This is a genomic window from Nostocoides veronense (assembly GCF_039531185.1).
Taxonomy (GTDB): Bacteria; Actinomycetota; Actinomycetes; order Actinomycetales; family Dermatophilaceae; genus Nostocoides_A; species Nostocoides_A veronense.
This window is the reverse complement of sequence record NZ_BAAAPO010000006.1, coordinates 78839-91851: the sequence shown is the minus strand read 5'-3', so window position 1 is coordinate 91851 and position 13013 is coordinate 78839. Positions and strand designations below refer to the sequence as shown.

Annotated in this window: 16 protein-coding genes; 4 read left to right on the top strand and 12 right to left on the bottom strand. The window is 68.7% G+C overall.

Annotated elements, in window-relative coordinates:
* Nucleotides 1–47 precede the first annotated feature (47 nt).
* The 6 genes from ABD225_RS01515 to ABD225_RS01490 form a co-directional block, all read right to left on the bottom strand.
* A complete protein-coding gene (locus ABD225_RS01515) occupies nt 48–329 on the bottom strand; it encodes a glutaredoxin family protein (protein ID WP_344080213.1) in 282 nt (93 codons plus the stop codon).
* A gap of 19 nt (nt 330–348) precedes the next feature.
* Nucleotides 349–1311: a lysophospholipid acyltransferase family protein gene (locus ABD225_RS01510; protein ID WP_344080211.1), complete on the bottom strand. Its 963-nt coding sequence runs from the start codon at nt 1309–1311 to the stop codon at nt 349–351.
* 452 nt (nt 1312–1763) lie between these two features.
* Nucleotides 1764–2816 carry an NAD-dependent epimerase/dehydratase family protein gene (locus ABD225_RS01505; RefSeq protein WP_344080209.1) on the bottom strand — a complete coding sequence of 351 codons (1053 nt, stop codon included), beginning with the start codon at nt 2814–2816 and terminating at the stop codon, nt 1764–1766.
* 24 nt (nt 2817–2840) lie between these two features.
* Complete coding sequence (locus ABD225_RS01500) at nt 2841–2939, bottom strand: 30S ribosomal protein bS22 (protein WP_003792170.1); 99 nt, start codon at nt 2937–2939, stop codon at nt 2841–2843.
* Nucleotides 2940–3149: 210 nt separating this feature from the next.
* Nucleotides 3150–3350, bottom strand: a complete 201-nt coding sequence (locus tag ABD225_RS01495) for a helix-turn-helix domain-containing protein (RefSeq protein WP_344080206.1) — start codon at nt 3348–3350, stop codon at nt 3150–3152.
* Nucleotides 3351–3858: 508 nt separating this feature from the next.
* The gene (locus ABD225_RS01490) at nt 3859–5049 is read right to left on the bottom strand and encodes an acetoin utilization protein AcuC (protein ID WP_344080203.1); all 1191 of its coding nucleotides are present in this window, start codon (nt 5047–5049) and stop codon (nt 3859–3861) included.
* A 70-nt stretch (nt 5050–5119) separates the two neighbouring features.
* On the opposite strand from ABD225_RS01490, the gene ABD225_RS01485 reads away from it, so the two are divergent.
* Nucleotides 5120–5779: a potassium channel family protein gene (locus tag ABD225_RS01485; protein ID WP_344080201.1), complete on the top strand. Its 660-nt coding sequence runs from the start codon at nt 5120–5122 to the stop codon at nt 5777–5779.
* A gap of 19 nt (nt 5780–5798) precedes the next feature.
* Here ABD225_RS01485 and ABD225_RS01480 read toward each other — a convergent pair whose 3' ends face one another.
* From ABD225_RS01480 to ABD225_RS01470, 3 genes are all read right to left on the bottom strand, one after another.
* Nucleotides 5799–6311: a GNAT family N-acetyltransferase gene (locus ABD225_RS01480; protein WP_344080198.1), complete on the bottom strand. Its 513-nt coding sequence runs from the start codon at nt 6309–6311 to the stop codon at nt 5799–5801.
* 87 nt (nt 6312–6398) lie between these two features.
* Nucleotides 6399–7196: a pyrroline-5-carboxylate reductase gene (gene proC / locus ABD225_RS01475; protein WP_344080195.1), complete on the bottom strand. Its 798-nt coding sequence runs from the start codon at nt 7194–7196 to the stop codon at nt 6399–6401.
* Nucleotides 7197–7205: 9 nt separating this feature from the next.
* Nucleotides 7206–8153, bottom strand: a complete 948-nt coding sequence (locus ABD225_RS01470; RefSeq protein WP_344080192.1) for a proline dehydrogenase family protein — start codon at nt 8151–8153, stop codon at nt 7206–7208.
* A gap of 66 nt (nt 8154–8219) precedes the next feature.
* On the opposite strand from ABD225_RS01470, the gene ABD225_RS01465 reads away from it, so the two are divergent.
* The gene (locus ABD225_RS01465) at nt 8220–8948 is read left to right on the top strand and encodes an ABC transporter ATP-binding protein (RefSeq protein ID WP_344080189.1); all 729 of its coding nucleotides are present in this window, start codon (nt 8220–8222) and stop codon (nt 8946–8948) included.
* Nucleotides 8945–9679, top strand: coding sequence for an ABC transporter permease (locus ABD225_RS01460; protein WP_344080186.1), 735 nt, complete (start codon nt 8945–8947; stop codon nt 9677–9679). Before ABD225_RS01465 ends, ABD225_RS01460 begins: the two co-directional genes overlap by 4 nt.
* 135 nt (nt 9680–9814) lie before the next feature.
* Here ABD225_RS01460 and ABD225_RS01455 read toward each other — a convergent pair whose 3' ends face one another.
* The 3 genes from ABD225_RS01455 to ABD225_RS01445 are packed head-to-tail and all read right to left on the bottom strand — an operon-like array spanning nt 9815 to nt 12175.
* Complete coding sequence (locus ABD225_RS01455) at nt 9815–10411, bottom strand: TetR/AcrR family transcriptional regulator (protein WP_344080183.1); 597 nt, start codon at nt 10409–10411, stop codon at nt 9815–9817.
* Nucleotides 10408–11220 carry a sugar phosphate isomerase/epimerase family protein gene (locus tag ABD225_RS01450; RefSeq protein WP_344080180.1) on the bottom strand — a complete coding sequence of 271 codons (813 nt, stop codon included), beginning with the start codon at nt 11218–11220 and terminating at the stop codon, nt 10408–10410. The genes ABD225_RS01455 and ABD225_RS01450 overlap by 4 nt, the downstream gene beginning before the upstream one ends.
* Nucleotides 11213–12175 carry a Ppx/GppA family phosphatase gene (locus ABD225_RS01445; RefSeq protein ID WP_344080177.1) on the bottom strand — a complete coding sequence of 321 codons (963 nt, stop codon included), beginning with the start codon at nt 12173–12175 and terminating at the stop codon, nt 11213–11215. Before ABD225_RS01445 ends, ABD225_RS01450 begins: the two co-directional genes overlap by 8 nt.
* A gap of 33 nt (nt 12176–12208) precedes the next feature.
* Between ABD225_RS01445 and ABD225_RS01440 the strand changes: the two genes are divergently transcribed.
* Nucleotides 12209–13012 (top strand): DUF3109 family protein, encoded by an 804-nt coding sequence (locus ABD225_RS01440; protein ID WP_344080174.1) that lies wholly within the window; start codon nt 12209–12211, stop codon nt 13010–13012.
* Nucleotide 13013: the final 1 nt, after the last annotated feature.

The window sequence follows — 13013 nt, the reverse complement described above, 5'->3', positions numbered from 1 at the left end:
CGCTTGTGAAGGAGCGCACAAAGTCGTGAGCGCAGCGTGGAATGGGCCTAGCGGCGAGCGTTCAACGCGGCGTCCAGGCGGGCCTGGTCGATCCGCCAGTAGTCGTGCACGGAGCCATCGATCAATGTGACGGGGATCATCTCGGCATAGGCCGCCAGCAGGTTCGGGTGCTCGCGAATGTCGACCTCTTCGAGCGCCAGTCCGTGGCGCTCGGCGGCCGCGGCGAGCACCGGGCGGACGAGATCGCAGAGGTGACAGCCGGGCTTGCCGATCAGGGTCAGGGGTGCGCTGGGCGTCCAGCTTGGGTCTTTCGGGCCTGCGTCGCTCACGGTCGCCACCTGGCCCGGGTCAGGCGAAGGCCGAGCGTCGACGCGCGAGCATGGTGTAGATCGTCTGCTGAATCGTCTCCCGCACGCGGTCCGTGAGATCGAAGACGAGCATCGGGTCATCGGCCGCGTGTGGGCCGAGGTGCGCCGTCTCGATGGGCGGACCAAACTCGATGATCCACTTGCTCGGCAGCGGCACCAAGCCCAACGGTCCGAAATGCGGAAAGAGCGGGGTGACCGGGAAGTACGGGAGGCCGAGCATCCGCGCCAACGGTTTGATATTGGCGAGCATCGGATAGATCTCTTCGGCCCCGACGATCGAACACGGCACGATCGGGGCGCCGGCGCGGATGGCCGCGGAGACAAAACCGCCCCGCCCGAAGCGCTGCAATTTGTAGCGTTCGCCGAAGGGCTTGCCGACCCCCTTGAACCCTTCGGGCCAGACGCCGACGAGTTCGCCATCGGCGAGGAGCCGGTCGGCGTCGGCATTGGTGGCTAGCGTCGCACCGCCCTTGCGGGCGACCATCCCCAGGCCGGGGGTGCCGAAGACCAGGTCGGCGCCGAGTTCGCGCAGCGCGCGGTGGTTGGGGTGCTTGTCGTGGATCGCGACGGTCGTCATGAGGGAGTCGATGGCGACGGTGCCGGAGTGGTTGGCGACGACCAGGGCCGCGCCCTCGGCCGGGATGTGCTCGATGCCGCGCACCTCGGTGCGGAACCAGGTGTAAAACAGCGGCCGCAGCACCGGCAGCAGCACCGACTCGGCGAAGTCGGCGTCGTAGCCATAGGCGTCGACGACATAGTCGCCGGTCATCCGGCGGCGGATGAAAGCCAGCGCTTGCGCCACCTTGAGTTCGGCTTCTGCCCTGGGTATGCCGAGGGTCACCGCCAGCGTGCTGGCCAGCCGTTGCGCGATGTCCATGAGCAGGCTCAGGTCCGGTGCGGTGGGTCGCACATTGCGCTCGTGCTCGCGCACGACGCGCAGCATCGGGCGCTGCCTGTCGGCCGGATTCGCTTGGGCCGCAGGCTTTTCGGCTGCGGCGGCGGCTGGCGTCGTCGCGGCCGCCTCGGCCGGACGGCGGGCCGACGTGGCGCGGGTAGCCGGACGACTGGTCGCCGGACGACTGGTCGCGGGCCGGCCGGCCGGCGGACGGCTGACGGCAGGTCGCTCCGCTGACGGGCGGCTGCTCGCCGGACGCATTGCAGTGGTCGCGGGCAGGTCGGAGGGTGCCCCGTCGCCCTGCAGGAGCGGAGTCGAGCGGCGACGGGCGCGCTCACCGGAAGCGCGCGCCGCGCCGGCGGCGACCGAAGACCGGCGAGGGCTGCCTGAAGCGCTCTTTGTCGCGTTGCCGGTGGGCTGACTCTGCGCGCGGGGCGGCTTCGCTGGGGTCTTCTTCGACGTCTTGCCCGAGGTCGAGGTTCGGGGTGTGGGATCGGCCATCACAGCCCCCTTCCGAAGGGCACGGCACCGGCTATGGCGTTAATGCGCAGCCCGGCATCCTCCGCGGCGCCGGACAGCGCGTGGAGGGCGGAGTCGATGGGGCGCGGGGCGGCATACACAAAATCTTGGAAGGCCGCGCGGGTGGTGAAGCGCGGCTCGAAGCCGAGCACCTCGCGCATCCGCGTGGTGTCGAGGCCTCGGCCGTGCACGAGCAGGTCGAGTTGCTCGGGCGAGAAATCGATCAGGCCGGTGCGCTTGAACAGCCCAGACAGGGCGCGGCTGGCCGGGGCGGGGATCGTCACGAACGGACGACCCGCGAGCGCGACCGCCTGCGAGACGGTGATGATGCCATCGCCGGCGACATTGACGGTGCCGGCCGGCTCACCCATCGTCGCGACGACCATGGCCGCCGACACATCGTCCTCGTGCAGGAATTGCAGGCGCGCATCCCAGCCGAGGGGGATGGGGATGACCGGCAGCCGGAAGTAGTCGGTCATAGCCGTCTTCATTCGCGGCCCGATGACATTCGCCAGGCGCAGCATGGTGATGCCGACATCGGGGCGACGGCGGGCGAAGCCACGGACATACGCCTCGACCTCGACGGAGTCCTTGCCGAAGCCGACATTCGGCAGCTTCTTGGCCGCCATGTCCTCGGTGAACATCGCCGGATCGCGGTGGCTGGAGCCATAGACACCAGCCGTCGACTTGACCACGAGCCGCTGCACGGAGGGCGCCTTTTGGCAGGCCGCGAGCAACTGCATGGTGCCAATGACGTTGATCTCCTTCTGGGTGGCGCGGCCACCAGAGGCGATCGGCGTCGCGATGACGCCCATGTGCACGACCGTGTCAACCGCCGCAGAGTCGATGATCTTGCCGATCATCGGGCTGCGGATGTCCGCGCGCAGGAACTCGGCGCGGCCGATCGAATGCGCGGGCGGGATGACATCGACGCCGATGATCCGGGCCGGGCCATCCTCGATCAGGGAGAGCGCACGGGCGAAGGCCCCGCCGAGGTTGCGGGACACACCGGTGATCAGGACGACTTCAGGCATCGCGGGCTCCGCGCCGGTCGCGGCTTACTTCTTGTTGCGACGCTGGTGACGCGTCTTGCGCAGCAGCTTGCGGTGCTTCTTCTTCGCCATCCGCTTGCGGCGCTTCTTGATCACAGAACCCATATGTCGAACCTTTGGTGCTCGAGGCGAAATTTCGGTGGTGCCCGGCTGCCCGGCGCTCACCTGGTGGGCGCGCTCGGGTACCGACGGGTCAGCTTAACCGCCCGGGCATGACGGCCCCAAAACGGGTCGTCGTGCGGACGCGGTGTCCCGTAGGTAGCACGCCGCCGCGCCGCCCAGCTCGGGCGGCGCGGCGGTCTGCGGATCGAACCGTCAGGCGGTTTCGATATAGGAGGACTTGAGGTAGGCGTCCACGGCATCTTCGGGGACGCGGAAGGAGCGACCGACGCGGATGGCGGGGAGCTCACCGCCATGCACCATGCGGTAGACCGTCATCTTGGACACGCGCATGATCGACGCCACCTCGGCCACCGTCAGGAAGCGGACCTCGGAGAGCTGCCGGTCGGCAGACATAGTTACCTCGCCATTTCTGACCGCGCAGCGTCGGGCAGCGCCCGACTCTCTCCCAGCGCGGAAATCGTCGAGAGCAACCATAGGGGCAGTTGTGACTCGTGGGAAGCCGAAGATGGCCGCGAGAGTGAGAAATTTGTCCGCCTGTCCAGCCGCCACGCCGCAGCCGAGTCGAACAATCCGCCGCCGTGGCCTGCCCAGTCCGGCCCGGCGGGCTACAGGATGCCGCGCCCGTGGCCCGCGGGACTGGCAAAGACGCAGTTCAGAGCCGGTGTATGCCGTGCGCCTGGGGCATTCCTGTAGCCGGCTGGGCCGCGAGGGAGGTCGTGAACTCGCGGAGGCGACGATGCGGCGAGACGGGGCCGCGAGGGCGGTCGTGGACTCGCGGAGGCGACGATGCGGCGAGACGGGGCCGCGAGGGCGGTCGTGGACTCGCGGAGTCGACGATGACCGCGAGTGGGGACCGCGCCAGCGGGCACCACGAGCGGGAGGAGGAGACGTAGCAGAGGGCTCAGTCGTACCAGACGTCTAGGCCGTGGTGGCTGAAGGTGGCTTCGCGGGTGGCCATGACCGCGCGGTCGACGGGGCTGTGGGGGTTGTAGCCCATGGCCCAGGGCTGCACCCAGATGGGCGACTCGCCGACGGGCAGGTCACCCATGCGGGTGGGAGCGGGGCGGCCGGTGAGCTTCTCGACATACTCCCGCCATCCCTCTGGCGTGGGCGTGTCCACCGGGATAGGCGTGTGCTTCGCAATCGCCGTCAGGTGGGTCCAGGCGCGGGGGACGACGTCGACCACGGCATACCCACCCCCGCCGAGGGCGACCCATCTGCCGTCGCAGACGTCATGGGCCAGTTCGTGCAGGTCGAGCGCGGCCTGGCGTTGAGCGTCGACCGTCATCACGAGGTTGGCCAGCGGGTCGTCGGCGTGCGTGTCACAGCCGTGCTGGGTGACGAGGACTTGCGGGCGGAAGGCGCGCACGATGGGCAGCAGGCTGGAGCGAATGGCACGCAGCCAGGCGGAGTCGGTGGTGCCGGGCGGGAGGGCGACATTGACGGCATACCCCTCCCCCTTGCCGGTGCCGATATCGCGGGCCCAGCCGGTGCCGGGGAAGAGCGTGCGGCCGCTTTCGTGAATGGAGGCGGTCAGGACCCGCGGATCGTCGACGAACAGGGCCTCGACGCCGTCGCCGTGGTGGACGTCGATATCGACATACGCGATCCGCTCCACTCCCTGATCGAGCAGGTAGCGGATGCCGGCGGCGATGTCGTTGTAGATGCAGAAACCCGCCGCCCGATCGTGCATCGCGTGGTGCATGCCGCCGCAGAAGTTCACACCGTGCTCGATCTCGCCGGCCCAGACCTGCCGGCAGATCTCGACGGTCCCGGCGACGATGCGGGCGCTGGCCTCGTGCATCCCGGGGAAGGCCGGGTCGTCGTCGGTGCCCAGGCCGTATGCCGGGTCGGCGGCGGACGGGTCAGCGGACGCCTCCTTGACCTTGGCGATATAGGCCGGGTCATGGACGGTGGCGAGCAATTCGTCGCTGGCGATGGGCGGGTTGATCAGGTCGCCGGCGGTGCAGATGCCGAGGTCTTCACAGAGGCGTTCGGTCAGGTCCAGGCGCAGGGGGGCCATGGGGTGGGTGGGGCCGAAGTTGTATGCCGTGAAGCTCGGATCCCAGATCACGCGCGCCTGTGCGACCATGCCAAGCACGCTACCGCGTCCCTCCTGTGCCAGGTATGGGGCATCCGACCTCGAAGGGAAGAAACCCACGGTGGGCAAGAAGCAGCACGATGTCCTGATCGTCGGCCTGGGGCGTTTTGGCGCCGCCGCGGCCATCGAATTGAACCGCCTCGGACACCGCGTGACCGCCTTGGAGAAGGACCCGGTGAAGGCGGAGTCCTTCCTCGGCAAGGTCTTCAAGGTCGTGCAGGGGGACGCCAGCCTGCCGCGAGTCATGGCCGACCAGAAGTGCCAGAACTTCCCGGTCGCCATCGTCGCCATCGCCTCATCCGTGGAGGCCTCCGTGCTCGCGGCCGCGAATCTGGTCGACGCCGGCGTCCCCGACATTTGGGCCAAGGCGCTCTCCCCCGAGCACGCCCGGATCCTGGATCGGATCGGGGTCCACCATGTCGTGCTCCCCGAGGCGGAGACCGGCCGCCGGGTGGCGCACTTGGTCGGCGGCAGCCTGCTGGACTACATCGAGTTCGATGACGGTTTCGCGATCGTCAAGATGTCGCCGCCGTCGGAGGCGATCGGTTTCACCTTGGGCCAGAGCCAGATTCGCTCGAAGTATGGCGTGACGATCGTCGGCGTGAAGTCCCCCGGTTTGGACTTCGTGCACGCCACCCCGGAAACCAAGGTCACCTCCCACGACACCTTGATTGTGTCCGGTCCGTCCAGCCTGATCGAACGCTTCGCCGCGCGCCCGTGATGATCGAGGGCAGCCGTTCCTACCGCGAGCGGTCCTCGGCCAGGGAGAGCACCATCGCGATCTCTTCCTCGTCATCGGCGCCGTTAGTCACGCGCATCGGACGGCGCCGACCCGTGGGCCGGAAGCCGAAGCTGGACGCGAAGGCCACGGCGCGGCCGTTGTCGGTGCCCGCCCAATAGGCGATCCGGTCGAAACCGTCCTCCCTGGCCTGCTCGGACGCCGCGCGCACGAGTTTGGCCGCGACGCTCTTGCCGCGCCAGTCGGGGCGCACCCACAGGCCGAAGATCTCTGCGGTGTTGTCCGCGTCCGCGAGCTCGCCCACGCTGACGATGCCCACGGCCTCGTCCTCGACCTCGGCCAGCATCCGCTGGGCCCGGCGCATCCGCAGCCGCCATAGCTGCTCGTCATACGCCTGCTCGTCGGCCAATTGGGCGACGAAAGCTTCCGGTGACTCGGCGAGCGCGGCCAGCCGGTTGGTGCGGTAGGTCGCCCAATCCTCCTCGGACAAGGAACGCACTCGGATCTCAGTCATAGGGACCATCCTGGCATGCCAGAGCGGGTGCGGCTGCCTGGACGGTATCCGTTAACGCAGCGTTCACGCACAGCGTGACGCCCGGTCTCAGCCGCCCGCGAGCTCGCGCGAACGGTGCGCTGCGGCCTCGATCGCGCTGACGAAGGCCGCCCGCACCTTGTGATCGTCGAGGGTGCGCAGGGCGGCCGCGGTGGTACCGCCGGGCGAGGTGACCTGTTCGCGCAGCACCGTCGGATGGGTGCCGGTTTCGCGGATCATCGTCGCCGCGCCATAGAGCGTCTGGACCGTCAGTTCGGTCGCCGTGGCGCGGGGCAGGCCGAGCACGACGCCCGCCTCGATCATGGCTTCGACGACATAGAAGACATATGCGGGCCCGCTGCCGGAGATGGCCGTCACGGCATTTTGGTAGCCCTCCGGCACCTCCACGGCCTTGCCACACGAGCGCAGCAGCGCCATAGCCTGCTCCATCTGCTCGTCGCTGACGTGGGCGCCGCGGCTGAGGGCGGCCATGCCCTGGTCGACGAGGGCAGGCGTGTTCGGCATGACCCGCACCACCGGGGTGCCCTCGGGCAGGGCGGCCGCGATCGCGTCGGTCGGCACGCCCGCGGCGAGGGAGACGACGAGATTGCCGGGGGCAACGGCGGGCGCGATTTCTTCGAGCAGGGCGACCATGTCCTGGGGCTTGACCACGAGGACGAGAACGTCACCGGCGGAGGCGGCCTGAAGGTTGTCGAGTGTGCGCACGGCATACCTCGCCTCCAACTCGGCAACCCGCTCGGGACGCCGCTCGGTGATGACCACGTCATCGGCAGAAATCCCGGAGCGCAGCAGGCCGGAGAGCAGCGTCTCGCCCATCACGCCTGCGCCGAAGATGGCAATGGTCACCGAAAGGTCCTATCCACGAGAGATCAACGAGCGGACGAACAGCATCGCATTGGCGGGCCGCTCGGCCATCCGGCGCATCAGATAGCCGTACCACTCTTCCCCATAGGGGATGTAGACGCGCATCCGATGCCCGCGGTCGGCGAGGCGGCGCTGCTCCTCGGGCCGCACGCCATACAGCATCTGGAATTCGAAGGAATCCGGGGCGCGACCGGCCTCCCGCGCGAGCGCCGTCCCGATCTCGACGAGGCGCGGATCGTGGGTGGCGATCATGGGATAACCCTTGCCGGAGAGCAGGATTCGCAGGCAGCGGACATACGATTTGTCCACCTCGTCCATCGACTGGAAGGCGACCTCCTCCGGCTCCGAATAGGCGCCCTTGCACAGCCGCACCCGGCTGCCCTCGCCCGCGAGCGCGGCGCAGTCGGCCTCGCTGCGGTGCAGGTAGGCCTGGATCGCCACCCCAACCCAGGGGTAGTCCGCGCGCAGGGTTGCCAGGGTGGTCAGCGTGCGGTCGGTGGTCGTGTGGTCTTCCATGTCGAGGGTGACCGTCGTGCCCAGGCGCTGGGCGGCCTCGCAAATGCGCCGGGCGTTGGCCAGGGCAATCGCGTCGCCGCCCTCGAGTTGCTGGCCGATGGCACTGAGTTTGACGCTGACCTCGGCTTCCCCGCGGGCCGTGAGCTGGTCGGCGGCAAGGAGATCCAAGAGCCGCAGGTATGCCGTGGTGACCGCCTCCGCCTGCTGCGGGTCGGTCGTGTCCTCGCCGAGGAAGTCGATGGTGGCCCAGCGGCCCGTGGCCCGGAGGGTGGCGACCGCGGCGACGGCATCGCTGTCATACGCCCCGGGCACATAGCGTTTGACGACCGAGCGGCTGACGGGGGCGCGCTCGATGAGGTCGCGGACGCGGTTGTCCGCGGCGAGGGTGAGCAGGGACTTGCGCAACAGATCGGCCGGGCCCATAAGGGTCACACTATGGCTCGGGCGCGTCCGCTTGTCCTGTCGTGATGGCGGTGCTATTTTCACCACATGATGAATAACGCTGCGGCGGTCGTCATCCAGGATCTGAAAGTCGTGCGGGGCGGGACGGTGGTGCTCCCGGGCCTGAGCGTCACGATCCCCCGTGGGCGGGTGGTCGGATTGCTCGGTCCGAGCGGGAGCGGCAAGTCGACCCTGCTTCGCGCCATCGTCGGAGTGCAAAAGGTCGCTGGCGGGAGCGTCGAGGTGCTTGGGGAGCCGGCTGGCTCGGCGGGGCTGCGCCGCCGGGTCGGCTACGTCACCCAGGCGCCGAGTGTGTATGCGGACCTGAGCGTCCACGAAAATGCCGCGTACTTCGGTGGTCTCGTGGGGGCTGGTGCTCAGGCCGTTGAGTCCGCGATCGCGGCGGTGGACCTGGGGAGTTATGCCGATCGCCGCGTCGAGAAGCTCTCTGGCGGCCAGCGCTCCCGGGTCTCGCTCGCGGCGGCTTTGGTCGGCGATCCGGAGGTGTTGATCCTCGATGAACCGACGGTCGGCCTGGACCCCGTGCTGCGGCGCGATCTGTGGGAACTCTTCCACCGGCTCGCCGAGCGCGGGACCTCTCTGCTCGTGTCGAGTCACGTCATGGACGAGGCCACCCGATGTCACCGGCTGTTGCTGATGCGTGACGGGACGTTGCTGGCTGACACCACCCCGGAGGACCTGCTGCGCAGCACCGGCACGACAGATGCCGATGCCGCCTTTCTCGCCCTGATCGATGCCGCCGGAGGCTCGCGATGAATCCTCGTCTGACGTTTTTGACTGCAGGCCGGGTGCTGCGCCAAATTCGCGGTGATCACCGGACCGTGGGATTGCTGCTCGTGGTGCCATGCGTGCTGCTCGGGTTGCTCGCGTGGATCTTTGATGGCACGCCGGTTTTCGACCGGATCGGGCCAGCCCTCCTGGGCGTCTTCCCGTTCGTGGTGATGTTCGTCGTGACGAGCGTGGCGACCCTTCGCGAGCGGACGAGCGGAACCTTGGAGCGGCTCTTGGCCGGGCCGCTGGGCAAGGCGGACCTGATGTTCGGCTATGCCTTGGCGTTCGGGCTGATGGCCGTGGTTCAGGCGCTGGTGGCGACGACTTTTGCCGTCTTCGTGTGCGGGCTCGATGTGGCCGGCCCGGTGTGGGTGCTAGTCGTCGTCGCCGTGCTCGACGCCGTGCTCGGCACGGCGCTCGGTCTGCTGGCAAGTGCGTTCGCGCACACCGAGTTTCAGGCGGTGCAGTTCATGCCGGCCTTCATCCTGCCGCAGTTCTTGCTGTGCGGGCTCTTGGTTGCGCGGGACAGGCTGCCCGACGTGCTGTCGGCGATCTCCGATGTCCTGCCGCTGTCATACGCCGTGGACGCCATGTCGGCCGTCGCCACCTCGGCCGACGCCCTCGGCGACGCCGCGACCGACATGCTGGTCATCGCCGCCTGGATCCTCGCCGCCCTTGTTCTCGGCTCGCTCACCCTGCGCCGCCGCACCGACTGAGGATGTGGTGCGTCCGGGGTGTCGCGCAACTTCTGCTAGCACAGGTTAGTCAACTGTGGACAGGGTGCAACATGTGCACAGTTGACTAACCTCTGCTAGCAGAAGTTAGTCAATCCGGCTGCGGCGCAGCACTGTTCACGCGTCCGGCGCGAGATAGCGCTGGATCACCGGGCCGACCTCGGCGATCAACTCGGGCACAGTGGCGCGGCGCAGGGCGGGGAAGCGCAGGAGGTAGCGCAGCATCGCCATGCCAAGCAATTGACCAGCCGCAAGCGTGGCGCGCAGCTCGGCCGTCGCGGGGTCGAGGCCCGGATTGTGCGCCACCGCAACCTTGGCAAAAACCTCACGCACAAGGAACTCGCGCAGCATCCGCGCCGCCTCCTCGTGCGTCAGCACCGACCGGGCGAGTGCGGCGAAGCGCTCCTGCCCTTCCGGCGAATCCCAGATACCCAGGAAGGTCGCCACCAGGGCCTCCCCCACCCGCTCTCGCGGCTGGCCGATGACAGTTTCCACGAGGTATGCCGGGTCCACGGGCACCGTCATCACTTCGGTGAAAAGCGCGGGCTTGCCGGCGAAATAGTGATGCACGAGAGCGGAATCCACGCCGGCGCGGCGAGCAATCCCGCGCAGGGAGGCGGCGTCATACCCCCGCTCGGCGAACTCCGCGCGGGCCGCCTCGACGATCTCGCCTCGGGTGTCCGAGCCCGCCGGCCGCCGACCGCGCGGGCTCATGACGGGGCGGGTCCGGCGAGGTGGAGCCGGGCGAAGGCGAGGGCCTCGGCGAGGTCGCCGCTGCGGGTATGCGGATCCAGCCGCCGCGTCGACACCTCCACCACCACGCTGCCCCCGAATCCCCCGGCGGCGAGCGCCTCCAGGACCTCGGCGCACGGTTGGTTGCCGCGGCCGGGGACGAGATGTTCGTCGCGGATCAGGCCGGTCCCGTCCGCCAGATGGAGATGGGTGAGGCGGGGGCCGAGGTCCCGAACCATGGCCATGGCGTCCGAGCCGGCCGTCGCGGTGTGCGAGAGGTCCAAGGTGACGTGGTCGAAGTCGACGCCGACCGGATCCCAGTGCGGCAGGTAGGCCAGCATCTCCCGCTGCCGAGCCCGCCACGGAAACATATTCTCGACCGCGATGATCGTTCCGGTCTCGGCCTCGCGCTCCTTGACCCCCTCGACAAAACCCTCGGCATACTCGCGCTGCCACCGGAACGGCGGGTGCACGACGACCGTGGAGGCGCCGACCTCCTGCGCCAATTCGATCGACCGATCGACCTTCGTCCACGGATCCGGTCCCCAAATCCGTTGCGTCAGAAGCAGAGTCGGGGCATGGATCGAGACGATAGGTATGCCGTGCAGGTCCGAGAGTGCTGCCAGCGCCCCGGCCTCGCGGCTGACCGGCTCTGGCATCACCATGACTTCGAGGCCGTCATAGCCGAGGCGGGCGGCGAGACCGAAGGCGGTGGCGACCGACTCCGGATAGACCGACGCGGTGCTCAAGGCCACCGGCGCCGCAGGGATCGCCACCGGCGTCTCAGACATCGCCGATCCAGCCCGTCGTGTCCGTGACGACATCGGAAAGGGTGTCTAGGCGGCGCAGGATGATGCCTTCGCGCAGCGCCCATGGGCAGATCGTCAGGTCGTCGACATGCAACAGGTCCATGGCGGCTTCGGCGACAAGGGCACCGCCGAGGACTTGGCGGGATCGGGTTGCGGAGACCCCGGACAGCCGGGTTCGCTGGGTCGCCGTCAGCGGGGTGAGCAGGTCGACAACCTCTTTGAGGTCCTGGCGACGCAGGGTGCGGCGCACGAGCGGGCCCTCGGCGCTCGGCGCGGCCCCGGCCAGCCGAGCCAGCGAGCGGAACGTCTTGGAGGTGGCGACCACGGTGTCGGGGTTCGGCATACGCAGGATCGGGCGCACGGCGGCGGCGAGTTGGGTGCGGATCGCGCGGCGGGCTTCGCGAACGACATCGGGGGACGGCGGGTCGCCCGGCAGCAGATTGTTGGTGACGCGCCCGGCGCCCAAGGGCACCGACACCGCCGAGTCGGGCTCCTCATCGAGGCCGATGGCCAATTCGAGGGAGCCGCCGCCGATGTCGAGGACGAGTAGGTTGCCGGCCGACCACCCGGTCCACCTTCGGGCCGCGAGGAACGTCATGCGGGCTTCGTCGGTGCCGCTGAGCACCTGGATTCGGGTGCCGGCGCGTTCCGAGAGCTGGTCGAGGACGCTATCGCCATTTGCGGCCTCGCGAATCGCGCTCGTGGCGAAGGCGACGACATCTTCAACCCCCTGGTCCTCGATGAGGTCGCGCGCGCGGTCGAGGTAGTCGTTCAGGGTCGTGATGGCGCTCTCGCCGATCTGGTCGCCGTGGAGGTGCTCGGAGAGCTTCAGGGCGATCTTGTGCGTCGCGGCGGGCAGCGGCCGAGCGCCATAGTGCGCATCAACAACCAGCATGTGGACGGTGTTCGATCCGATATCGATCACGCCCAGTCGCACGGGGACAGCCTACGGTGCATACAGTTTCCCCTCGTGAGCGAGACGCCGCTGGAGATCCCCCGCGTGTGGGTGGAGTTCGACGACCCAGCGGATACCGAGCAACGCTTCCGGTGTGACCTGACGTGGCTGACATCGAGCTGGACCTGCATCTTTGGCAACGGCTGCCAGGGCATTTATGCCGACCGCCCCGATGACGGCTGCTGCACCTTGGGCGCGCATTTCACCGATGACGACGATCGCGACCGGGTGGCGCTGATCGCTGCGGAGCTGGACGAGTCGACATGGCAGTTCAAACCGTCCTCCACCAAGACCAAGGCGTGGACCGAGCGGGAGGGTTCCGCGACGAAGACGCGGGTCGTCGAGGGCGCGTGCATCTTTCTCAATCGGGCGGGCTTCGCCGGCGGGGCGGGCTGCGCGTTGCACCAGCAGGCAGTCCGGACCGGGCGCGCTCCGCATACGGCGAAACCGGATGTGTGCTGGCAGTTGCCGATCCGGCGCACCTATCGCACGGTCGAGTTGCCGGACGAGACGTCCTATCTGGAGGTGTCGATCAGTGAGTACGACCGGCGCGGCTGGGGCCCGGGCGGGCACGACCTGGACTGGTACTGCTCCGGCAACCCCGCCGCTCACGTGGGACGCGAGCCGGTCTATCGCTCGCTGCGCGCCGAACTCGTGGAGTTGATGGGCCCGGAAGGGTATGACGAACTGGTCGTCCGCTGCGAGGCTCACCTACTCAATGTGCGCCTGGTGCGATCCCGTGGCGCTCGCACCCTGCTGCCGCTGCTGATCCACCCGGCGACCATCGAGGCCCGCGAGCGGCGCACCCGCAAACGATGAA